Consider the following 22,267-nt stretch of genomic DNA (forward strand, 5'->3'; position numbering starts at 1 on the left):
GTTCCTCCTGGGGCGGGCGGGGTTCATCCGCGGGTGCGGGCGACCTCGGCGGCGAGCGCCTCGAACGCGGCGTCGGTCTCCTCCGCGCCGAGGAGGGTCGCGAGGGTCGACTTCACGATGACGACGCCGTACCGGGGGGAGACCCAGATGTGCTGGCCGCCGAGGCCGTTGGCGGAGAAGCCGCCGTCCTTGCCGAGCCACCACTGCAGCCCGTATCCCTGGTTGAAGGGCGCCGACGGGCGCGTCGACAGCGCCACCCAGGAGGCGGGGACGACCTGCCGCCCGTTCGCCTTCCCGCCGTTCAGGTACAGCAGGCCGAACCGCGCGAAGTCGCGGTCGGTGGCGTAGTAGCAGCAGTACCCCATGCTGTTGCCGTTGGAGTCGTTGCCCAGGTACGCCTTGGACGCCATACCCGCCGGTCCCCAGATCTTCTTCTGGACGTAGGCGTGGTACGGGACCCCGGTCGCCTCGGTCACGACCCAGGAGAGGACGAACGAGTTCATGCTCGTGTACTCGAACCGCGTCCCCGGCTCCCAGCCGCGCTTCTGCCGCCTGGCCAGCTCGGGCAGCGGGTACCCGAGGCTCGCCGCCACGTGCACGAACGGGACGTCGGAGGTCTCCTCCCAGGCGATGCCCGACGACATCCGCAGCAGGTCCCGCAGCGAGACGCCGTCGTAGCCGGACCCCTTCAGCTCCGGGAGGTACCGGGTGACCGGGTCGTCGATCGAGTCGATGAAGCCCTCGCCTAGCGCGATGCCGACGGCCGCCGACGTGAACGACTTGGCCATCGACCACGACTGGAACAGGGTGTCGCGGTTCGTGGTGACGTAGCGCTCGAAGACGATGTCGTTTCCGTCGAGGACGACGAAGCCCTGCGTGCCCGTCCGCGCCAGGTAGTCGTCGAGCGTGTGCTCGCGGCCCTCGTAGGTGTAGGTGACCGAGAGGGGCCGGTACGCCTCGCGCAGCTCGACGGGGTCGGACGAGGGGACCAGGGGGTCGAAGCCGGCCGGGCGCTCGGTGACGGAGGCGGGCGGCGGCGCGGGCGGGGCGGGGGGAGCGGGGGGAGCGGCGTGGGCCGGGGGAGCGGTGAGGGCGGCGGTGACGGCGGCTGCGGCGAGCGCGAGCGTCCAGGGCCTGCGGCGCATCGGACCTCCGTGGGGCATGATCGGCCGGGGTTCCGCCCCCGATGGTGAGCGCGCCGCGACGCTGCGTCCATGGCGTGATCACACGAAAAGCGGAGCCGGACGTGGGTTTCGGTGAACACCCGGGAGCCTGCGTCGGGTGACCCTCCGAACAGGGCCATCTGCGATACGTTCGTGGAGCCCCGCGCGCCCCCTCAGCCGCTCGTGCCGCCCGGAGGAACGATGTCCGTGCTCGCCCAGTTGCTCACCGCCGTCGCCGACGGCTCGGTGGAGATCGTCGACCTGACCGCCCCCCTGTCGGAACGGACGCCGATCCTGCGGCTGCCGGAGCCGTTCGCCAACACCGTCCCGTTCAGGCTGAAGGAGATCAGCCGGTACGACGACCGCGGCCCCGCCTGGTACTGGAACGACATCGAGACCGGCGAGCACGTCGGCACCCACTTCGACGCGCCGGTGCACTGGGCGACCGGCCGCGACGGCGAGGACGTCTCGCAGGTGCCGCCGGGCCGCCTCGTCGCCCCCGCCGTGGTGCTGGACGCCTCCGCGCACGCCGCCGCCGACCCCGACTTCCTGCTGGAGATCGACCACGTCCGCGACTGGGAGAAGGCGAACGGCCCGCTCCCGGACGGCGGCTGGTTGCTCTACCGGACGGGCTGGGACGCGCGCTCCGGCGACCAGGAGTCCTTCCTCAACGCCGACGAGAACGGCCCGCACACGCCGGGGATCTCGGCGGAGTGCGCCCGGTGGCTCGCCGAGGAGACCCCCGTCCTCGGGCTCGGAACGGAGACCGTCGGCACCGACGCGGGCGGCGCCCACGCGTTCGACCCGCCCTTCCCGTGCCACTCCTACTTCCTCGGCGCCGGCAAGTACGGCCTCACCCAGCTGCAGAACCTCGAACGGCTGCCGGCCCGCGGCACCGTGCTGGTGGCATCGCCGCTGCCCATCGTCGGCGGCTCGGGCAGCCCGGCCCGCGTGCTCGCGCTGATCGAGCGATGAACGTCGCGCAGGCCGTGGGGGAGGCCCTCGCGCGGCTCGGCGCCGGCACCGTCTTCGGGGTCGTCGGCAGCGGGAACTTCCACGTGACCAACGCCCTCGTCGCGAGCGGCGCCCGGTTCGTCGCGGCCCGGCACGAGGCCGGCGCGGCGACGATGGCCGACGCGTACGCGCGGGTGAGCGGCGGCCTCGGCGTCGTGACCGTCCACCAGGGGCCCGGCCTCACCAACGCGGTCACCGGCATCGCGGAGGCCGCCAAGAGCCGCACGCCGCTGCTGGTCGTCGCGGGCGAGGTGGCCGCCGCGGCGGTCCGCTCCAACTTCCGGGTCGACCAGGCGGCGATCGCCGCGGCGGTCGGGGCCGTCCCCGAGCGGGTCCACTCGCCGCAGACCGCGCTGGCGGACGTGGCGCGGGCCTGCCGGACGGCGGTCGCCGAGCGCCGCACCGTCCTGCTGGGGCTGCCGCTGGACGTCCAGGGCGCCGACCTCCCGGACGACGCGCCGCCCCCGTCCGCGCGGAGCCGGGGGAGGCAGGTGCCGCCGCTGCCGGTCCCGCCGCCCGCCGCGATCGCGAGCCTCGCCGACGCGCTGCAGGCGGCGCGCCGGCCGGTGTTCATCGCCGGCCGGGGCGCGCGGCTGTCGGGCGCCCGGGACGCCCTCGCCGAGCTCGCCGCGCGCTGCGGCGCGCTGCCCGCGACATCCGCGGTCGCGCGCGGCCTGTTCACCGGCGACCCGTTCGCCCTGGACGTCAGCGGGGGGTTCGCCACCCCGGCCGCCGCGGAGCTGATCCGCGGCGCCGACCTGGTCGTCGGCTGGGGCTGCTCGCTGACCATGTGGACGACGCGGCACGGCGCCCTCATCGGCCGGCGGACGAAGGTCGTGCAGGTCGACGTGGACGCCCGTGCCCTCGGCGCGCACCGCCCCGTCGACCTCGGGCTGATCGGCGACGCCGCCGAGACCGCGCTGGCCGTGACCGCGGAGCTGGCGGCGCGCGGCCACCGCGCCACCGGCTACCGGACGCCCGAGGTCGCCGAGCGGCTCGCCCGGGAGGGCCGCTGGCAGGACGTCCCGTACGAGGAGCATCCCGAGGCCAAGGACGGGGACGGCCCGCGCATCGACCCGCGGACCCTGACGATCGCGCTCGACCGCATGCTGCCCCGCGAGCGCACGGTCGCCGTCGACTCCGGCAACTTCATGGGGTATCCCGCGATGTTCCTGGACGTCCCGGACGGCGACGGCCTCGTGTTCACCCAGGCGTTCCAGTCGGTCGGGCTCGGCCTCGCCACCGCGATCGGCGCCGCGGTGGCCCGCCCCGACCGCCTCACGGTCGCCGCGCTCGGGGACGGCGGCGCGCTGATGTCCGTCGCGGAGCTGGAGACCGCCGTCCGGCTGGGGCTGGGAATGCTCGTGCTCGTCTACGACGACGAGGCCTACGGGGCCGAGGTGCACCACTTCGGGCCCGCCGGGCATCCGCTGGACACCGTCACGTTCCCGCCCGCGGACCTGGCCGCCATCGGCCGCGGGTTCGGCTGCGCGGCCGCGACCGTCCGGCGCCCGGCCGACCTCGCCGCGGTGGCGGACTGGCTCGCCGGCCCGCGGGACCGTCCCATGCTCGTGGACGCCAAGGTCACCCGGGGGCGCCCGGCCTGGTGGCTGGCGGAGGCGTTCCGCGGCCACTAGCGCCGACCTGCGATGACACTGTGTAGTTGCGCGCTCACTGGGAACGATCCCTCTCACGATGATCTTCCAGGGGGTGTGATGGGCGGCTCAGGGTGTCCGCATCGTCGTCAGGAATCCGTTGACCCGTCCTGCCGGGCGTACGTACGTTCACGGCGGCTGTGTCTCACGTCACACGGGCAGGAGGAGGAGACATGACCCGACGGCCGAGAGTTCCCCAGCTCGCCGTGGAGATGTCCGCGGAGTTCGCCGGCACGATGATCCTGATCCTGTTCGGCGTGGGCGTCGTCGCGCAGGTCGTCGCCGGTGGCCCCGCGCTGGGCGACCACGACAGCATCTCCTGGGCCTGGGGTCTGGGCGTGACGCTGGGCGTCTACGTCTCCGCCCGGATCAGCGGCGGCCACATCAACCCGGCCGTGACCCTGGCCCTCGCGGTGTTCAAGGGCTTCCCCTGGCGCAAGGTCATCCCGTTCTGGTTCGCCCAGTTCCTCGGGGCGTTCGTCGCGGCGCTGATCGTCCGGTGGAACTACACCGAGGTCCTGCACAAGTTCGACCCGGGCCTGACGATCAAGTCGCAGTTCGTGTTCTCCACGCTGCCCGGCAACGGCGCGCTGCCGATCCACACCTGGGGCGCGTTCCGCGACCAGATCATCGGCACCGCGATCCTGCTGTTCCTGGTGCTCGCCCTCACCGACCTGCGCAACGCGCCTCCGCTGGCCAACCTCGGCCCGTTCATCATCGGGCTGGTCGTCGTGGCGATCGGGATGGCGTGGGGCACCAACGCCGGCTACGCGATCAACCCCGCCCGTGACCTCGGCCCCCGGCTGGCCCAGTACCTCACCGGGTACGGCGGCGCGTGGCGCGACCAGTACGGGGACTTCTACTTCTGGGTGCCGATCGTCGCCCCGCTCATCGGCGGCGTGCTCGGCGCGGGGCTGTACCTCCTGCTCGTCGGCCGGCTCATCCCCGAAGAGGAGGAGGGCCCCGGCGGGGCGAAGCCGGAGCCGGAGTACGACGTTTCCTGACGGGGTCCCGTCCCCTCCAGCAGAAAGGGAGAGACCATGCCCGACTTCGTCGGAGCGCTCGACCAGGGCACGACCAGCACCCGTTTCATGATCTTCGACCACGGCGGCAACGAGGTCGCCCGGCACCAGCTCGAGCACGAGCAGATCCTGCCGCAGGCCGGCTGGGTCGAGCACAACCCGACCGAGATCTGGGAGCGCACCCGCGCCGTCATCCAGTCGACGCTGAACAGGGCGAACCTGAGCCACAGCGATCTGGCGGCGTTCGGCATCACCAACCAGCGCGAGACGACCGTGGTGTGGAACCGGCGCACCGGGCGCCCGTACTACAACGCGATCGTCTGGCAGGACACCCGCACCGACCGCATCGCCTCCGCCCTCGAACGCGACGAGAAGGGCGACACGATCCGGTACCGCGCGGGACTGCCGCCGGCCACGTACTTCTCCGGCGGCAAGATCCAGTGGATCCTGGAGAACGTCGAGGGGGTCCGCGAGGCCGCCGAGAACGGCGACGCGGTGTTCGGCAACATCGACACCTGGGTGCTGTGGAACCTGACCGGCGGGACGGACGGCGGCGTGCACGTCACCGACCCGACCAACGCCAGCCGCACGATGCTCATGGACCTGGAGACGCTGGGCTGGGACGACGAGCTGCTGTCGTTCTTCGGCATCCCGCGGTCGATGCTGCCGGAGATCAAGCCGTCCTCGGCACCGGACGCCTACGGGGTCACCCGCGCGGACGGCCCGCTCGGCGGCGAGGTCCCGCTGACCGGCATCCTCGGCGACCAGCAGGCCGCGACGGTGGGGCAGGTGTGCTTCGCGCCGGGCGAGGCCAAGAACACCTACGGCACCGGCAACTTCCTGCTGCTCAACACCGGTGAGGAACTGGTCCGGTCCAAGGCGGGGATGCTCACCACCGTCTGCTACAAGTTCGGGGACAACGCTCCCGTGTACGCGCTGGAGGGGTCGATCGCGGTGACCGGGTCGGCCGTGCAGTGGCTGCGCGACCAGCTGGGCATCATCTCCGGCGCGGCGCAGAGCGAGTCCCTCGCGCGTCAGGTGGACGACAACGGGGGAGTGTACTTCGTCCCGGCGTTCTCGGGGCTGTTCGCCCCGTACTGGCGGTCGGACGCGCGCGGGGCGATCGTCGGGCTGTCGCGGTTCAACACCAACGCGCACCTGGCCCGCGCCACCCTGGAGTCGATCTGCTACCAGTCCCGCGACGTCGTCGAGGCGATGCGGGAGGACTCCGGCGTTTCCCTGGACGTCCTCAAGGTCGACGGCGGCGTGACCGCCAACGAGCTGTGCATGCAGATGCAGGCCGACATCCTGGCCGTCCCGGTGTCGCGGCCCGTCGTCGCCGAGACCACCGCGCTCGGCGCCGCCTACGCCGCCGGCCTCGCCGTCGGATTCTGGAACAACACCGACGAGCTCCGCCAGAACTGGAACGAGGACAAACGCTGGGAACCCACATGGAGTGAGGAGCAGCGGCAGCACGGCTACGCGGGCTGGAAGAAGGCCGTCGAGCGCACCTACGGCTGGGTGGACGTCGACTGATGGGAGGGATCCGGAGGCTCGGGCGCCTCGATGTTCTCGTACGGGGGGCCGCGGCCGTGCTCGCCGCCGGGACGCTGGCGGGCACGGGCACCGCGGCGGCCGCCGCCGAGGCCGCGCCCGCGCCCGCCCCGCCGGAGGCGCCCGGCACGCACCGGGCGGACGTCGACTTCACCGGGATCGTCGCGCTCAGCAACTGCTCGGGCTCCCTCGTCCGCGGGCCGCGCTCGCGGGACACCGACGCCGCGCTGGTGCTGACCAACGGCCACTGCCTGGAGTCGGGGATGCCGAAGGCCGGCGAGGTCGTGGTGGACCGGAGGTCGTCGCGGACGTTCACGCTCCTCGACCCCTCCGGCGGGCGGACCCTCGGCTCACTCCGGGCGACGAAGATCGAGTACGCCACCATGACCGACACCGACGTGACCGTCTACCGGCTGGACACCACCTACGCCGCGATCCGGCGGCGGTACGGGATTCCCGCGCTGCGCCTGTCGACGGCCAGGCCGGCCGACGGCACGCCGATCCGCGTCGTGTCCGGCTACTGGCGGACGATCTACGGCTGCGCGATCGACGCGACCGTGTACCGGCTGCGCGAGGCCGGCTGGACGTGGAAGGACTCCATCCGCTACACGCCGCGGTGCCGGACGATCCACGGGACGTCCGGGTCGCCGGTCATCGACGTCCGGACCCGCCACGTCGTCGGCGTCAACAACACCGGCAACGACGACGGCGGGCGCTGCACGTTCAACAACCCGTGCGAGGTCGACCGCGACGGCGCCGTCACCGTCCGGCACGGCTCGCACTACGGCCAGCAGACGTACCTGCTCGCCCGCTGCCTCGGCGCCGGCAACGACGTCGTCCTGGGAGGCGGGTGCGCCCTACCCCGGCCCTGACGGGCGGGCGGTGCCGGAGAGAGGAGCCGTTCCGCCGGCCGACGAGGTCACGACTCCGCCAGCAGGCCCGTGCGGAGCCGGTCCAGGGTGGCGCGGAGCAGCCGCGAGACGTGCATCTGGGACAGGCCGATCTGGTCGGCGATCTGCGTCTGGGTCTTGTTGCCGAAGAACCGCAGGAGCAGGATCGTCCGCTCCCGCTCGGGCAGCTCGTCGATCAGGGGGCGGAGGGCGTGGCCGTCGATGAAGGCGGCGAGGGCCGGGTCGTCCGATCCGAGGTACTCGCCGACGGTGCCGTTGTCGCCGCTCTGCGACCCGTCGGCCGGCGCCTCCAGGGACAGCGGCCGGTAGGCGTCGCAGGCGATGAGGACCTCGGTGGTCTCCTCCTCGGTGATGTCCATGCGGCCGGAGATCTCGGCGGTCGTCGGGGACCGGCCGTGCTCGCGGGTGAACTCCTGGACCGTGCGCTGCAGGACCGGCCGCAGCTCCTGGATGCGGCGCGTCACGCGGATGCCCCACGTCTTGTCGCGGAAGTGCCGTTTCACCTCACCGGTCACGACGGGGTAGGCGTAGGTGACGAACCGGTCCCCGATTTCCGGGTCGAATCGGTTGATGGCCTTGACCAGGCCCAGATAGGCGACCTGCTGGAGATCGTCCAGGGGCTCCCCGCGGTTGGCGTACCGGCGCGCCACCCCGCGGATCAGGGGCCCGTGGAGGCCGACGATGCGCTCCCGCAGGCGTTCCCGCCGGGGATCGTCCTCCGGGAGCCGGTTCATCTCCGCGAGGAGGAGCTCTGTCTGTCCGTCGTCGAACCGGTGGGCGGACTGCGCCGACGTCATGCGGATGCCTTCCTGAACGGAGGAGGCGGGCGAGTGTAAGGGGCGATCGCTCGGTGCGGTCGCCCTACCCGACGATCGGCGCCTCACACGGACGGCCCGCTCCACCTGGGACGCCGGATGAACGGGGCCTGCACGGGTACCCGTCGGGAAGGGGCAGGAGGTGGGCCGTGAGCACGATCAGCGAGTCGGTCAACGTCACCGTGCCGATCCGCGCCGCCTACGACCAGTGGACGCGCTTCGAGACGTTCCCGCAGTTCATGAAGGACGTCGAGGAGATCAGGCGGCTCGCCGACGGCACGCTGCGCTGGACCGTCCGGATCGCCGGCGTGACGCGCGAGTTCACCGCCCGGATCACCGAGCTGCTGCCCGACGGGCGCGTCGCCTGGACCTCCCTGGACGGCCCGACGCACGCCGGCGTGGTGACCTTCCGCCGCCTGGACGAGACGACCACCCGCGTCACCGTCCAGCTGGAGATCGACCCGGCGGGCTTCGCCGGGCGGACCGGCGACGGGCCCGGTCCCCTCGGCCGGCGGGTGAAGGGGGACCTGCAGCGCTTCAAGAGGTTCATCGAGTCCCGGTACGCGGCGGGCCGCGGGTAGGCTGCGAGGGGTCCGGGCGACCGGACGGCGGCGGTGGGGCCCGCCGCGCCTGAACCGGGTGAACCGCGGAGCGATCCGCCGACGGTCCCTACCGGTGATGTCGTCGCTACTGGTAGGAGTGGGCCCGTGTCCGTGCCCGGACGTCCCGTCGACCCCGACGTGGATCTTCATGACCCCGCACAGCGCCGCGAGGTGCGCGAGGCGCCCTGGCGGACGCTCGCGGCGATCTCCGCCGGCGGGGTACTGGGGGCGCTCGCAAGGTTCGGGCTGAGCGACGCGTTCCCGTACCGGCCGGGCGGCTTCCCGTGGGTCGTCCTCTGGGTGAACGTGTCGGGGTGCCTCCTGATCGGGGCGCTGATGGTGCTCGTCACCGAGACGGGGCGGGCGCACCCGCTGGTGCGGCCCTTCTTCGGTGTCGGGGTGCTCGGAGGCTTCACCACGTTCTCGACCTATGTCGTCGACATCCAGGACGCGGTGACCGCCGGCGCGCCGGTGGTGGGCCTGGCGTACCTCGCCGGGACGCTCCTGGCCGCGCTCGCGGCCGTCCTCGCGGGCGTCCGCCTGACCCGCTTGGCGGCACGCCGGGCGATCGGGGCGGGGAGCGGCGCGTGACCGTCCTGCTCGTCGCGCTGGGCGCCGCGCTCGGAGCCCCGCTGCGCTACCTGGCCGACCGCGCCGTCCAGGCCCGGCACGACTCGGTGTTCCCGTGGGGGACGTTCACCGTCAACGTCGCGGGGTCGTTCCTGCTCGGCCTCCTCGCGGCCCTGCCGGCCGGCGACGGCGTGCTGGCCTTCGCCGGGACGGGCTTCTGCGGCGCCCTGAGCACGTACTCCACCTTCGGCTACGAGACGCTGCGCCTCGCCGAGGACGGGGCGCGCTCGTACGCCGTCCTCAACGCGGCGGCCTCCATCGCGGCGGGGCTCGCCGCCGCCTACGGCGGAATGATGATCGCCCGGTCGATCGCGGGCTGAAACGCCTGGTGCGGCCCAGGCTCGCAGCTGGGGGCACATGGCTCCGAGCTCGCGAGTGGGCCGCGAGGTCACTCTCCCCCTTCGCGCCGGTCGGTAAACCGGTAGGTGTCTCAACTGTCACCGTGCGGGGAGCGCCCTCCCGTCCCGGCGTGCGCGGCACATGGGCCGGACGCCACCGGGTAGCAGCCGGGGGAGACGGCGGAAGGCGGCTGGGCGATGCGCGTGCTGGTGACGGGATGGCCGAGCTTCCTGCACGGTGAGGCCACGGCGGGCGACGTGCTGGCGATGGAGGCGGTGCGGGCGGCGCTCGCCGGGGCGGGGGTCGACTGCGACCTGGCGTGGAGCCCGGTCTTCCGTCCGGGCGGTCTCGACCTCGACCACGCCGATCCGGCGTCCTACACGCATCTGGTGTTCGCCTGCGGTCCGCTGCACGGCGGCCAGATCGAGGACCTGCACCGCCGTTACGCGCAGTGCACGCGGGTCGCCGTCGGCGTGTCGGTGATCGAGCCGCGCGACCCGGCGGTCACGGGCTTCGACGCCGTCCTCGCGCGGGACACCCCCGTCGAGGCGCCGCGGCACGACCTCGCGGCGCTGCCCGCGACGCCGTCGGTGCCCGTGGCCGGTGTCGTCCTCGCACCCGGCCAGTCCGAGTACGGGCGGCGCCGGCGCCACGGGCAGGTCGAGCGCGAGCTGACGGAGTGGCTCGCGTCGCGCGGGTGCGCGCGGCTCCCGCTGGACACCCGGCTGGATCCGCGCGACTGGCGCCTGTTCACGACGGCGGCCGAGCTCGAATCGGTGCTGCGCCGGCTGGACGTGGTGGTCACGACGCGGCTGCACGGCCTCGTCCTCGCGCTGAAGAACGGTGTCCCCGCGCTGGCCGTCGACCCGGTCGCCGGCGGCGCCAAGGTGGCGGCCCAAGCGCGGGCGTGGTCGTGGCCCGCCGTCCTGACCGTGCCCGCTCCGGCGCCGGACGGGCGCCTCTTGGACGTGCGGGAGCTGGACCGCTGGTGGGACTGGTGCCTGTCGGCCGAAGGGGCCGGGCGGGCCCCCGCGCTGCCGCCGGACGGGTCGGTGATCGGCGAGCTGCTGGACGTCCTCGGCGCGCGTTAGCCGCCGGACGATTCGGGCAGCCTCTGCATTTCACACGTAGAGAGGAGCGTCCGACATGCGGCACGAAGAGTTCATCGGACAGGTCCAGGACCGGGCGCGGCTCGGGGGATGGGGCGAGGCCGAGCGGGCGTCCCGCGCGACGCTGGAGACGCTCGGCGAGCGGGTGCCGGAGGGGCTCGCCGACAACCTCGCCGCGCAGCTGCCGCACGAGATCGGCGAGCACCTCCGCCGCACGGAGGTCTACGGCGGCGCGGGCTCCGGGGAGCGGTTCGACAGGCACGGGTTCATCGAGCGCGTCGCGATCAGGGCGGGCACCGACGAGGCGAAGGCCGCGTTCCTCGCGCGCAGCGTCCTCGGGGTGGTGGACGACGCCACCCAGGGCTCCATCACCGCCAAGGTGCGCCACGCCCTTCCCCCCGACATCCGCGACCTGCTGCCCGCGGGAGGCTCCGACTGATCAGGCGGGCTTGGCGACGGGCAGTTCCCGGGTGAACCACTCGATCGTGGCGCGCAGGCCCTCCTCGATCGTGAGACGCGGACGCCAGCCCAGCACCTCCTCGGCCAGCGAGGTGTCGGGCCGCCGGACGCGCGGGTCGTCCTCCGGGCGGTCCACGAAGCGGATGCCGGACGGCGAGCCGGTCAGCTCGATGATCAGCCGCGCAAGCCCGGCCATGGACACCTCGTACGGGCTGCCGATGTTGACCGGTCCCGGGTGCCCGGACGCGGCGAGCGCGAGGATGCCGCGGACGGTGTCGTCGACGTGGCAGATGGAGCGGGTCTGCGAGCCGTCCCCGGTGACGGTGAGATCCTCGCCGGTCAGCGCCTGCCGCAGGAAGGTCGGGATGGCGCGGCCGTCGTCGGGGCGCATCCGCGGGCCGTAGCTGTTGAAGATCCGCACGATCGCGGCGTCGAGGCCGCGGGCGTGCCGGAACGCCGACGTCAGCGCCTCGCCGAACCGTTTGGCCTCGTCGTACACGCTGCGCGGCCCGACGGGATTCACGTTGCCCCAGTACGACTCGGGCTGCGGGTGCACCAGCGGGTCCCCGTACACCTCGGAGGTGGAGGCGAGGACGAACCGGGCGCCCTTGGCCTCGGCGAGGTCCAGCGCGTTGCGGGTGCCCCGGCTGCCGACCTCCAGCGTCTGGATCGGGTACCGCAGGTAGTCGGCCGGGGAGGCCGCCGACGCCAGGTGGAACACGTAGCCGACCTCGCCCGGGACGGTCACCGGCTCGGTGAGGTCGCGCCGCAGGAACCGGAAGTCCCGCCGCCCGGCCAGGTGCGCGATGTTGCGCGACGTCCCGGTCAGCAGGTTGTCCAGGCACACCACCGAGACGCCCCGGGCGAGCAGCGCCTCGCACAGGTGGGAGCCGAGGAAGCCGGATCCTCCGGTGACGACGGCGCGTGGATGTCGCATCATGGTCCCTTCATCGATTCTGGCGGGCGAGGGCTCTCCCGGCGGCCTCGACGACCCGCTCCGCGGGTATCTCCAGCAGGCCGGGACAGGGCTCGCGCCCGTGCGGGTCGCCGCGGCGCCCCGTCCACAGGACGTGGTGCTCGGCGCGGTCGGGCGGTCCCCACCGGCCGGGCGGCGTCGGGCCGAACAGCAGCACCGACGGCGTGCGGAACGCGGTCGCGAGGTGCGCGACGCCGGTGTCGCCGCAGACCAGCAGCCGGGCGCCCGCGACGAGCGCGGCCAGCTCCGGCGGCTGCGTGCGGCCGGCGAGGTCGGCGGCCCCGTCCAGCCCGGCGAGCCGGACGACGCGGCGCGCCAGGGACGCCTCGCCGGGCCCGCCGGTGACGACGACGCGCTCCCCTCCGTCCCGCAGCGCCGCCGCCACCGCGGCGAACCGCTCGGCGGGCCAGCGGCGCGCCGGGAACGCCGCGCCCGGATGGACGACGGCGGCGCCCGGCGCGGGCGACGGCACGGCGGGGACCGGCAGGTCCAGGTCGCCGGGGTCGGCGTCGAACCCGTACGCCGCGACGAGCCGGCACCAGCGCTCCACCTCGTGCTCGGCGGGGTCCCATTCCGGACCGCCGGGGTGGGACGGGCGGCAGGCGAACGCCAGCAGCCGGCCCGGGGAGAGGCCCGCGAGGAGCCGGTGGCTCCGCGGGCCGCTGCCGTGCAGGTTGACCGCCACGTCCACGGGGCCGGCGGGCCGCGGCGGGGCGTCCAGGCCGGACGCGGGCAGGACGCCGTCGACCGCGCCGGTGGCGCGGGCGAGGGGCGCGAGCGCGGCCGGCGCGGCGAGCGCGATCTCCGCGCGCGGCAGCCCGCGCCGCAGCGCCCGCAGCGCGGGCACGGCGGTGAGCAGGTCGCCGAGGCCGAGCGCCCGCAGCACGAGCGCCCGGTCGGCGGTGCCGAGGCCTTCTACGGCCACGACGGCTCTTGGGAAGGGCACACGACCAGCTCGCGCACCTCGCAGCCGGCCGGCTGGGAGAGCGCGAACGCGATGGTCGCCGCGACGTCCTCCGGGCGGTTCAGCCTGGCGTCCGGTCCCGGCCTGTACCGGTCGGCGCGGCCGTCGAAGAACGCGGTGTCCATCCCGCCGGGCACGACCATGGTCACGGCGACCCGGCCGGCCATCTCGGCGGCGAGCGCCCGGGTGAACCCGACGACGCCGAACTTGGACGCGCAGTACGCGGTGGCGTCGCTCACCGCCCGGAACCCGAGCGTCGACGCGACGGTGACGACCCGCCCGTGCGGCTCGTTCTCCATGTAGGGGAGCGCGGCCCGGACGACGGCGGCGGTGCCCAGCAGGTTCACCTGGACGACCCGCTCCCAGTCCTCGGCCGGGACGTCGCAGAGCGTCCCGCACGCGTCGATCCCGGCGGCGGTGACGACGGCGTTCAGCCCGCCCGCGGCGCGCGCCAGGCCGTGCACGGCGCGCTCCGCGCAGCGGCGGTCGGCGAGGTCGGCCTGCATGTGCTCGACGTCGTCCTTCGGCGGGTGCCGGTCGAGGACGAGGGGCCGCCCGCCGTCGTCGGCCACCTTGCGCGCGACGGCCGCGCCGAGTCCGGAGGCGCCGCCGGTGATGAGGACGTTCATGACGCGTTTCCCTTCGTCGTGGACAGCAGGCGCGTGGTGGAGCGCCCTTCCAGCAGAGGCAGCAGGACCACCTCGCCGTCGTGGGCCCGGACGATCTCGGCCTCGGGCAGTGTCGTCCCGGCGTAGTCGGCGCCCTTGACCCATACGTCGGGGCGCAGCCGCTCCAGCAGCGTCGCCGGGGTGTCGTCGTCGAACACCACCGCGGCGTCGACGTCGCTGAGCGCCTCCAGCACCCGGACCCGGTCGGTGGCGGGCGTGACCGGGCGCGTGGGCCCCTTGCGGCGCCGCACGGACGCGTCGGAGTTGACGCAGACGATCAGGCAGTCGCCGAGCCGCCTTGCCTGCTGCAGCAGGCTGACGTGGCCCGCGTGCAGCAGGTCGAAGCAGCCGCCGGTCGCCACGACCGTGCCGCCCGCCCGCCGCGTCCGCTCGACGACGTCCCACGCGTCCTCGCCCCGCTCGGGCACGAGCCGGGCGGTGCCGGACTCGGCGAGCTGCGCCGCGACGGCCGCGGCGGCGCCGGCCCGGACGAACTCCGAGGCCTGGCGGACGCCCTCGGTGACGGCGGCGGCCAGGCCCGCGCCGTCGGCGAGCGCCCCGGCGGTCCCGGCCGCGAAGCTGTCGCCCGCCCCGCACGTGTCGCCCCGCGCCGGCCGGGCGGGGGCGAGGAACGGCGCCCGCGACCCGTCGCACAGCAGGGCGCCCGCGGAGCCGAGCGTGACGGCGACGCCCTCGATGCCCCGGGAGCGGCCGAGGTACCGGCCGCGCCGCCCGGCGGCCGACAGCCCGGAGCCGGTGATGTCGGCGCCGTCCGCGGCGGCGAGCCGGGCAGCCTCCTGCTCGTTCGGGGTGAGCAGCCGGGTGCCCGGCACCGGCGGCTCGCCGCGCGGATGCGGGTCCCACACGATGGGGACGCCGCCGGGCAGTTCCTCCAGCAGGGATCGGACGGCCCGGTGCCGGGCGACGCCGCGACCGTAGTCGGCGACCAGCACGGCGCCGGCCCCCGCGATCGCGTCGGTGACGCGCGGACCGACGGGCCCGTCGAGGGCCTGCCCTTCCCCGGCGTCCAGTCGCGCCACCGACTGGCCTCCGGACCGGATGCGCAGCTTGCAGGGCGTGCCGCCGTGCAGGTGGAACGCGGCGACCTCCACGTGGTCCTCCAGCATCGCGCGCAGCCGCCGGCCCGGCTCGTCGTCGGCGAGCGCGGTGACCAGCACCACCTCCCGCCCCCCGGCCGCCGCCAGCAGCGCCGCGAGGCCCGCGCCGCCCGGGCGGGGGCGCTCCTCCGCCTGCTCGACGACGGGGACCGGCGCGTCCGGGCAGAGCCGGCTGCTGCTGCCGACGATGTCGACGTCCAGCAGGACGTCGCCGACCACCACCAGCGGCGCGGTCACGGGGTCGCCCCGAGGGCCTCGTCGAGCACCCCGCACAGCAGGTGGATCGCGGCGAGGTGGACCTCCTGGACGGTCGAGGCGGCGGTGGCCCGCACGATGACCGCGTCGTCGCAGGCCTCGGCGAGCGGGTTCGGGCCCGGCCCGGTGAGCGCCCACGCGGTCATCCCGAGCAGCCGGGCCCGGCGCGCCGCCGCGACCACGTTCGGGCTGCGCCCGCTGGTCGACAGGCACACCAGCACGTCGCCGGGACGGCCGTGCGCCCGTACCTGCCGCTCGAACACGCTGGCCGGACCGTAGTCGTTGCCGATCGCGGTGAACGAGGAGGTGTCGGCGTGCAGCGCGATCGCCGACAGCGGGCACCGCTCGTTCTCAAAGCGGCCGACGAGCTCGGCGGTCAGGTGCTGCGCCTCGGCGGCGCTGCCGCCGTTGCCGCAGGCCAGCAGCCGCCCGCCGGCGCGCAGCACGAGGGCCAGCCGGCGCCCCCAGGCCTCGATCGCGGGGACCCGCTCGCGGAACAGCAGCGCCGCCTCGGCGAGCGCCTCCAGCCGCCGGTCGTGGACGGTGGACGCGCGGGTCGGAAGGCTCGGCTCGGCGGTCATCAGGCGGCCACCCCGCTCAGGGCGGCGGCGTGCCGGTACACCTCGGCCGTCCCGGCGGCCACGCGCGCCCACGAGTACCGCTCGCGCGCCCGGCGGGCGCTCGCGGACCCCATCGCGGCGCGCGCGGCCGGGTCGTCCAGCAGCGCCCGGATCGCGGCGGCGGCCCCTTCCGGGTCGCGCGGCGGGACGAGGGTCCCGGTGACGCCGTTCACGACGGTGTCGAGGTGGCCGCCGACGGCGCTCGCCACCACCGGGACGCCGCAGGCCATGGCCTCCAGCGGCACCATGCCGAACGGCTCGTACCAGGGCAGCGTGACCACGAGACTCGCCGACCGCAGCAGCGGCGGGACCGCGTCCCGGCCGAGCCTGCCGAGGAACTCCACCCGCGTGGACACGCCCGCGTTCCGCGCCGCCTTCCGCAGCCTGCACACCTCCGTGTCGCGGGTCAGCCCGCCCGGCGGCGGGCCGCCGGCGATCATGAGTTCGGCGTCCGGGAGATGGGCCAGCGCGCGGATCGCCGTGTCGACGCCTTTGCGCTCGACCAGCCGCGACAGCACCACCAGCCGGTGCCGCCCGCCCTCGCCGGACGCGGGGCCCTCGGGGGTGAACAGGTCCAGGTCGACCCCGCACGGCACCACCCGGACGCGGTCGCGGGGAACGCCCATCGCCGCCAGCTCGGCGACCTCGTCCGAGCAGGTCGCGATGACGGCGTCGGCGGCGCGCCCGATCGCGCGTTCCAGCCGGACGCGCGAGGCGGGGCTGGTGTCCCCGCCGACCTGGTGGCGGCGCTTGACGGTGCCGAGCGCGTGGTAGGTCTGCACCACCGGCACGCGCCGCACCCCGGCCGGCTGCGCGGCCTGGATCGCGGCGAGGCCGCTCATCCAGAAATGGGCGTGCGCGACGTCCGGCGGGTCCGCCGCCCAGCGCCGCTCCAGGTACGTCCCGAAGTCGCGCATCCAGGGGAGCAGATCGTCCTTGCCGACGTGCTCGGGCGGGCCCGCCGGCACGTGCTCGACGGTCGCACCGGACGCGAGCCGCACCCGCTCGGGCAGGTCGCGGGAGTCCCGCCGGGTGTAGACGGTGACGTCGTGCCCCTGGCGGCCGAGCTCGGCGGCCAGTTCCGCGACGTACACGTTCTGCCCGCCGCCGTCGGCGCCGCCGAGGCCGCCGTCGGCGGCGAGCGGGCTGGCGTGCTCGGAGATCATGGCAATCCTCATCGCGTCACCTCCTGGAGAGTTCGCCGCCAGTCCCGCAGGAAGCGCGGCAGGCCGTACCGGTCGACGGCGAAGGCCCGCGCCTCCTTGCCCATCTGGCGCGCGTGCGGCGGGTCGGCGGCCAGGGCCCGCGCCGCGTCCGCCAGGGCGGCGACGCGCGTGGACAGCACCCCGGCCTCGGGTGGCACCGCCTCGACCGCCTCGGTGGTGGCGAGCGCCACCACCGGCAGGCCGAGCATCATGGCCTCGATCAGGGCGAGGCCGAGGGACGTCCACCGATAGGGGTGGACGTAGACGCGGCGGCGGGCGAGCTCCTCGTGCATGCTCGCCTGCGGCAGGTCCTCGAACGTCCAGAGCGACTCGGGCGGGATGCCGAGGCGTTCGGGGACGCCCGCGACGTTCATGCCGAACAGGTCGAGGGGGACTGCGGCGGCCAGCTCGGCGAGCAGGTCGGTGCCGCAGACGCGTCCCCGGCGCAGCGGGTCGTTGATGACGACGCCCGCCCGCGGCATGTCGGCGGTGTACCGGTAGCCGGTGTCGACGACGCCGTGCTCGATGACCGTGGTCGGCGCGCGGCCGCAGTTCCAGAACAGCTGGTTGAAGTGGGTGACGTGTACTACGGGGATGTCGGAGCGGTCGTGCAGGAAGTGTCGGCTGTCCGGGACGACCTCCTCCGGGAGCCCGATGTCGGACGGGGTGCGGCGGGGCGTGTCGTGCTCGACGTAGACGGCGGGGACGTCCTTTCCCGGGCGGCGCCCGAGCCACTTCTCGGCGAGCCGCAGCTCGTGCGGGCGCTGCAGGACGACCGCGTCGACGTTCTCGTCGCGGAGCCGCTCCGGCGGGACCTCGATCGCGCGGCCCGGCCAGTGGAAGGAGCCGGGGCGGCCCTTGCCGTCCGGCCCGCGGTCGGGCGTGACGGGGACGAGCGTGGTCTGCGGGCCGTGCACGAACGACGTCGCCCACGAGCCGTGCACGTGCCACATCAGGACTCTCATCGGGCGGGCACCTCCTCCTCCGCCGCCGGCGGGGCCTTGGCGACGACCTCGACGGCCGCCGCCACCTCCTCCGCGCCGACGGACGCCAGGCACGGGTGCCCGTCGACCGGGCACTCGCGGGCCCGGCTGTCCCGGCACGGAGCCCGCTGGTCGCCGAGCAGCGCCAGCGGGACGCCGAACGGCGCCCACCGCGCCGCCGGCACCGTGGGCGCGAACAGCGACACGACCGGCGTGCCCACGGCCGCCGCCAGGTGCGCCGGGCCGGTGTTGCCGGCGACGGCGGCGCGCGCGCCCGCCAGCACGGACGCAAGCTCCGGCAGGCTCGTGCGCCCGCCGAGGTCGAGCCCGTCCTCGCCGGCGACGTGCGCGGTCAGCTCCTTCTCGTCCCGGTGGCCCGTCACGACCACCCGGTGCCCCGCCCCGGCCAGCAGCCGCACCGCCTTGGCGCAGTGCCCCGGCGGCCAGGCGCGCGCGGGCACCGAGGTGCCCGGATGCACCACCACGTACCCGGGCCCGCCGGTGAGGTGGCCGGTGTCGGGCAGCGGCTCCCGGACGCGCAGCCGGGTGTCGGCGGGGGAGGGGAAGCCGGCGTCCTCGGCGAGCGCGAGCATGCGCAGCGGCTCGGGGACGTCGGAGTCCGGCCGGTGCCGCAGGTCGAGCAGCGAGCCCGGGTAGTCCTCGCTGATGCCGCCGATCCAGGGCGTCCCCGCGAGGCGCAGCAGCAGCGCGAGCGGCAGCGGCGACTGGTGGAAGGAGGTGAGGATCAGCGCCCGGTCGAACCCCCGCAGGTCCCGGACGAGGCCGTCGATCGCGGCCCGCTCGACGGGGACGTGGTCGGGGTCGATCCACGGCGCGCGCCATTCGATGACGCGGTCGACGCCGGGCAGCAGGCCGGCGGCGGCGCGCCCGCGCGGACCGCACAGCAGCACGACCTCGTCGGCGCGTCCGGCGACCGCCCGCACGGCGGGACCGGCGAGCAGCACGTCGCCGAGGTTGTCCTGGCGTGCGACGAGGACCCTCATCGGCGCCGCCTTCCGCCGAGGACCAGGTCGACGGCGGCGTCCAGCGTCGGCGCCGTCTCGGCCGCCAGGGCGATCTCGGCGGCGCGGGTCCGGCCGGTCGGGACGAGGATGCCGCGCGCCCCGGCCGCCGCGGCGGCCTCGACGTCGCCGCCGATGTCGCCGATGACGGCGCAGTCGGAGGGCGCCACGCCGAGCCGCTCGGCCGCGCGCTCGATCAGGCCCGGGCGCGGCTTGCGGCACCCGCACCCGTCGCCGCCGTCGTGCGGGCAGAACTCCCACACGTCGATGCGGCCGAGGAGCTCCTCGACGCGGGCGTTGACGCGCCGCACGTCGCCGGACGTGAGGCGCCCCTTGGCGACGCCCGACTGGTTGGACACGACGCCGATCCGCACGCCGTGCCGCCGGAGCCGGTCGAGGGCGCGGCGGGCGCCGGGCATCGGGTCTACGCGGGCCGGGTCGCCGTTGTAGGGGACGTCCCTGATCAGGGTGTCGTCGCGGTCGAACAGCACGGCCCGCGGCCCGCCCCAGACCCGTGCCCGGCGGTGGACGGCGAGTCCCCGGAGCCGGTGCCGGACGGCGACCGGCGGGATCACGGCGCTGGTGACGAGCATCGTCGTGACCTCGCGGGGTGTCTTCGGGCCCGGCCGGATCCGCTCGGCGGCGAACCGTGCCGTCAGCGCGATCCAGGCGGCGCCGGCGGCGAGCGCGACGGCCGCGCCGCCCCTGGCGCGCGGTGCGGCGGGAACGGCGGCCAGGGCCGCGAGCCCGGCCGCGGTGGTGAGGACGTGTCGGCGGAGCAGCCCCCGGCCCTCACCGGCCCTGGTACGCCACGACGTGCCGTGCACGCGCCACATGAGGACGTCGTCGGCGTTCCCGGCCTGGGCCCGCACCGACGCCCAGAACCCGGCCGGACGGACCGGGTGGGTCACCCGCCGCTCCCCGCGGACCAGCGCGTGGCCGGCGTCCAGCGCGCGGAGCGCGAGGTCGGCGTCCTCCCGGTAGGCGCGGCGGAACCGCTCGTCGAAGCCGCCGAGGCCGGCGAGGACGCGGCGGCGGTAGGCCATGTCGGCGGTGATCCAGTCGGCGTCCGCGAGCCCCGCGGTGTTGCGCTCCCAGTCGGTCGGCGGCCGGTCGTCCGGCAGCGGGACGGTGACGCGGCCCTGCGAGCCGGCGGCCTCGGGCGGCAGGGCGGCCAGGTCGGCGGCCATCCTGGCGGGCCACCCCGGTTCGGGCACGACGTCGTCGTCCAGGAAGGCGACCCACGGCGTCGTGGCGGCGCGCCAGCCGGCGTTGCGCGCGGCGGCGGGCCCGCGGCCCCCGGACCTGATCACCCGGATCTCCGGCCCCGCGGACGGCGGCAGCGGCAGCGGCGCGCCGGGCGCGGGGCGGTCGTCCACCACGATGATCTCGCGCGGCGCGGGTCCCGCCCCGCCCTCCGGGGAGGCGAGCAGCGCGTGCAGGGTCAGCCGCAGGCTCTCCCTGCCGAGCGTCGGGATGACCACGGTGATGACCACGGTGTGGTTCATCGGGCGTGCACCTCCCGGCGCCGCACCACGAACGGTCCGATGGCGAGCAGATCGACCGGCGCGGAGCCGAAGCACTCCAGCGCGTCGCGCGGGTCGTCCACCATGGGGCGGCCGGCGGTGTTCAGGCTGGTGTTCACCAGGACGGGCAGGCCGGTGCGGCGGCGGAACTCCTCCAGCAGGCGGTGCGCCGGCGGCTCGTCCTCCGCGGCGACCGTCTGGACGCGGGCGGTGCCGTCGACGTGGACGACGGCGGGGATCCGCGCGCGCCACTCCGGTCTCACCCGGTGCACGAAGAGCATGTAGGGGCTCGGCAGCGGCCCCTCGAAGATCTCGGCCGCGTGCCCGAGGGCGACCATCGGCGCGATCGGCCGGAACCGCTCGCGGCCCTTGACGTCGTTGAGGCGCTCGACGTTGCCCGCGTGCCCGGGGTGGGCGAGGAGCGAGCGGTGCCCGAGCGCGCGGGGGCCGAACTCCGAGCGGCCCTGGAACCACGCCACGATCTCGTCGCGGGCCAGCGCCTCCGCCACGGTGGCGGCGAGGTCGTCCGGCCGCGCGTAGGGGATCCCGGCGGTGTCGAGCCGGGCGGCGATCTCCCGGTCGTCCCAGTGCCGGCCGAGGTCCGGGCCCGGCATCGCCGCGAGCGGGTCGCCCCCGGACCGGGCGACGTGGAGGGCGGCGCCGAGCGACGTGCCGGCGTCCCCCGCCGCGGGCTGGACCCAGATGTCCTCGTAGGGGCCGGCCTCGGCCAGGCGGGTGTTCGCGACGCAGTTGAGCGCGACGCCACCGGCGAGCATGAGGCGGCGGGAACCGGTCCGCCCGTGCAGCCATGCCGCGAGGTCGAGGAGCACCTCCTCCAGCCGCGCCTGGACGCTCGCCGCCAGGTCGGCGTGGTCGCGGGTCCATTCGCCGCCCGGCGCGCGGGCCTTCGCGAGGGCGCCCCAGTCGATCGGGGCGGCCGCGAAGCCCCCGTCGCCGGTCGCGCGCACGTGCTCGCGGAGCTCGTTCAGGAAGCGCGGCTCGCCGTAGGACGCCAGCGCCATGACCTTGTACTCGTCGCTGGAGCGCAGGAAGCCGAGGTGCTCGGTGAGGTCCTCGTACATGAGGCCCAGCGAGTGCGGGAGGCGCTGGGCGCGCAGCGCTGTCAGGGCGCCGCCCTCGTACGTCCCGGCCAGGTGCGAGTGCGACTCGCCGCGGCCGTCGAGGACCAGCACGTCCCCGTCGCCGGGCCGGGGGGCGGCGAGCGCCGCGGACGCGGCGTGCGCCACATGGTGCGGGACGTACCGGACGATCCCGGGGTCGAGCCCCGGCAGGGCCGTCGCCAGGAAGTTCGGCGCGCGCCGCGCGTACAGGGTCCGCAGCCTTTCCCACTGCGTGTCGTGGCCGTCGAGACCGGGCTCCACAAGAGCGGGGTCGTAGGAATAGGCGACGGCGTCGAGGTCGCCGGGTTCGAGCCCGGCGGATTCCAGGCACCACCGGGCGGCCTGCTCCGGCAGTTCCCATCCGGAGAACGGCACCGGGCGTTTCCCGTGCTTTCGGCGGCTGAAGCGCTCCTCTTCGGCCGCGGCGACGACGGTACCGTCCGACACCAGCGCGGCGGCCGGGTCATGGAAGATCGCATTGATTCCGAGCACGCGCATGGGAGCCCCGTTCCAGTGCAGCGTTCGGTGATCCGGCG

At 75.2% G+C, this 22,267-nt stretch carries 22 protein-coding genes; 10 read left to right on the forward strand and 12 right to left on the reverse strand.

Annotated features, from left to right (window positions below; translation table 11 throughout):
• Window positions 1–23 precede the first annotated feature (23 nt).
• Window positions 24–1,145, reverse strand: a complete 1,122-nt coding sequence (locus tag K8Z49_RS04310) for a serine hydrolase domain-containing protein (protein WP_412517640.1) — start codon at window positions 1,143–1,145, stop codon at window positions 24–26.
• A 219-nt stretch (window positions 1,146–1,364) separates the two neighbouring features.
• Here K8Z49_RS04310 and K8Z49_RS04315 point away from each other — a divergent pair, with 219 nt between their 5' ends.
• The 5 genes from K8Z49_RS04315 (at window position 1,365) to K8Z49_RS04335 (ending at window position 7,280) form a co-directional block, all read left to right on the forward strand.
• Entirely contained in the window at window positions 1,365–2,138 is a 774-nt protein-coding gene (locus K8Z49_RS04315) for a cyclase family protein (RefSeq protein WP_021599085.1), read from the forward strand.
• Window positions 2,135–3,814: a thiamine pyrophosphate-binding protein gene (locus tag K8Z49_RS04320; RefSeq protein WP_111831555.1), complete on the forward strand. Its 1,680-nt coding sequence runs from the start codon at window positions 2,135–2,137 to the stop codon at window positions 3,812–3,814. The genes K8Z49_RS04315 and K8Z49_RS04320 overlap by 4 nt, the downstream gene beginning before the upstream one ends.
• Before the next feature lie 191 nt (window positions 3,815–4,005).
• A complete protein-coding gene (locus K8Z49_RS04325; protein ID WP_111831556.1) occupies window positions 4,006–4,836 on the forward strand; it encodes an MIP/aquaporin family protein in 831 nt (276 codons plus the stop codon).
• A gap of 36 nt (window positions 4,837–4,872) precedes the next feature.
• Window positions 4,873–6,390, forward strand: a complete 1,518-nt coding sequence (glpK, locus tag K8Z49_RS04330) for a glycerol kinase GlpK (RefSeq protein WP_024936622.1) — start codon at window positions 4,873–4,875, stop codon at window positions 6,388–6,390.
• On the forward strand, window positions 6,390–7,280 hold the full coding sequence (locus tag K8Z49_RS04335) for a trypsin-like serine peptidase (protein ID WP_412517641.1): 891 nt from the start codon (window positions 6,390–6,392) through the stop codon (window positions 7,278–7,280). Before glpK ends, K8Z49_RS04335 begins: the two co-directional genes overlap by 1 nt.
• 47 nt (window positions 7,281–7,327) lie before the next feature.
• Here the strand turns inward: K8Z49_RS04335 and K8Z49_RS04340 are convergent, their stop codons facing one another.
• A complete protein-coding gene (locus tag K8Z49_RS04340) occupies window positions 7,328–8,116 on the reverse strand; it encodes a SigB/SigF/SigG family RNA polymerase sigma factor (protein ID WP_021599445.1) in 789 nt (262 codons plus the stop codon).
• A gap of 167 nt (window positions 8,117–8,283) precedes the next feature.
• Here K8Z49_RS04340 and K8Z49_RS04345 point away from each other — a divergent pair, with 167 nt between their 5' ends.
• From K8Z49_RS04345 to K8Z49_RS04365, 5 genes are all read left to right on the forward strand, one after another.
• Window positions 8,284–8,715, forward strand: coding sequence for an SRPBCC family protein (locus tag K8Z49_RS04345; RefSeq protein WP_021599444.1), 432 nt, complete (start codon window positions 8,284–8,286; stop codon window positions 8,713–8,715).
• Between the two features lie 126 nt (window positions 8,716–8,841).
• Entirely contained in the window at window positions 8,842–9,327 is a 486-nt protein-coding gene (locus K8Z49_RS04350) for a fluoride efflux transporter FluC (protein WP_412517642.1), read from the forward strand.
• Window positions 9,324–9,686, forward strand: a complete 363-nt coding sequence (gene crcB / locus K8Z49_RS04355; protein ID WP_412517643.1) for a fluoride efflux transporter CrcB — start codon at window positions 9,324–9,326, stop codon at window positions 9,684–9,686. The genes K8Z49_RS04350 and crcB overlap by 4 nt, the downstream gene beginning before the upstream one ends.
• 216 nt (window positions 9,687–9,902) lie before the next feature.
• Window positions 9,903–10,796: a polysaccharide pyruvyl transferase family protein gene (locus K8Z49_RS04360; RefSeq protein ID WP_412517644.1), complete on the forward strand. Its 894-nt coding sequence runs from the start codon at window positions 9,903–9,905 to the stop codon at window positions 10,794–10,796.
• Window positions 10,797–10,851: 55 nt separating this feature from the next.
• Window positions 10,852–11,253: a DUF2267 domain-containing protein gene (locus K8Z49_RS04365; protein WP_021599440.1), complete on the forward strand. Its 402-nt coding sequence runs from the start codon at window positions 10,852–10,854 to the stop codon at window positions 11,251–11,253.
• Here K8Z49_RS04365 and K8Z49_RS04370 read toward each other — a convergent pair whose 3' ends face one another.
• The 10 genes from K8Z49_RS04370 to K8Z49_RS04415 are packed head-to-tail and all read right to left on the reverse strand — an operon-like array spanning window position 11,254 to window position 22,229.
• Complete coding sequence (locus K8Z49_RS04370; RefSeq protein ID WP_152564144.1) at window positions 11,254–12,210, reverse strand: NAD-dependent epimerase/dehydratase family protein; 957 nt, start codon at window positions 12,208–12,210, stop codon at window positions 11,254–11,256.
• 10 nt (window positions 12,211–12,220) lie between these two features.
• Window positions 12,221–13,174 carry a glycosyltransferase family 9 protein gene (locus K8Z49_RS04375; protein ID WP_412517645.1) on the reverse strand — a complete coding sequence of 318 codons (954 nt, stop codon included), beginning with the start codon at window positions 13,172–13,174 and terminating at the stop codon, window positions 12,221–12,223.
• Window positions 13,165–13,842, reverse strand: coding sequence for an SDR family oxidoreductase (locus K8Z49_RS04380; RefSeq protein WP_021600547.1), 678 nt, complete (start codon window positions 13,840–13,842; stop codon window positions 13,165–13,167). The genes K8Z49_RS04375 and K8Z49_RS04380 overlap by 10 nt, the downstream gene beginning before the upstream one ends.
• The gene (gene rfaE2 / locus K8Z49_RS04385; RefSeq protein WP_024936625.1) at window positions 13,839–15,236 is read right to left on the reverse strand and encodes a D-glycero-beta-D-manno-heptose 1-phosphate adenylyltransferase; all 1,398 of its coding nucleotides are present in this window, start codon (window positions 15,234–15,236) and stop codon (window positions 13,839–13,841) included. The genes K8Z49_RS04380 and rfaE2 overlap by 4 nt, the downstream gene beginning before the upstream one ends.
• The gene (locus K8Z49_RS04390) at window positions 15,233–15,835 is read right to left on the reverse strand and encodes an SIS domain-containing protein (RefSeq protein WP_412517646.1); all 603 of its coding nucleotides are present in this window, start codon (window positions 15,833–15,835) and stop codon (window positions 15,233–15,235) included. The genes rfaE2 and K8Z49_RS04390 overlap by 4 nt, the downstream gene beginning before the upstream one ends.
• On the reverse strand, window positions 15,835–17,052 hold the full coding sequence (locus tag K8Z49_RS04395) for a glycosyltransferase (protein ID WP_412517647.1): 1,218 nt from the start codon (window positions 17,050–17,052) through the stop codon (window positions 15,835–15,837). The genes K8Z49_RS04390 and K8Z49_RS04395 overlap by 1 nt, the downstream gene beginning before the upstream one ends.
• The gene (locus K8Z49_RS04400; protein WP_412517648.1) at window positions 17,049–18,044 is read right to left on the reverse strand and encodes a glycosyltransferase; all 996 of its coding nucleotides are present in this window, start codon (window positions 18,042–18,044) and stop codon (window positions 17,049–17,051) included. Before K8Z49_RS04400 ends, K8Z49_RS04395 begins: the two co-directional genes overlap by 4 nt.
• Window positions 18,041–19,066, reverse strand: a complete 1,026-nt coding sequence (locus tag K8Z49_RS04405) for a glycosyltransferase family 9 protein (protein ID WP_021600194.1) — start codon at window positions 19,064–19,066, stop codon at window positions 18,041–18,043. The genes K8Z49_RS04400 and K8Z49_RS04405 overlap by 4 nt, the downstream gene beginning before the upstream one ends.
• Window positions 19,063–20,592, reverse strand: coding sequence for an HAD-IIIA family hydrolase (locus K8Z49_RS04410; protein WP_412517649.1), 1,530 nt, complete (start codon window positions 20,590–20,592; stop codon window positions 19,063–19,065). The genes K8Z49_RS04405 and K8Z49_RS04410 overlap by 4 nt, the downstream gene beginning before the upstream one ends.
• A complete protein-coding gene (locus K8Z49_RS04415) occupies window positions 20,589–22,229 on the reverse strand; it encodes a carbamoyltransferase (protein ID WP_024936630.1) in 1,641 nt (546 codons plus the stop codon). The genes K8Z49_RS04410 and K8Z49_RS04415 overlap by 4 nt, the downstream gene beginning before the upstream one ends.
• Between the last annotated feature and the right edge of the window lie 38 nt (window positions 22,230–22,267).

Source organism: Actinomadura madurae, assembly GCF_047130825.1.
GTDB classification, from domain to species: Bacteria; Actinomycetota; Actinomycetes; order Streptosporangiales; family Streptosporangiaceae; genus Spirillospora; species Spirillospora madurae.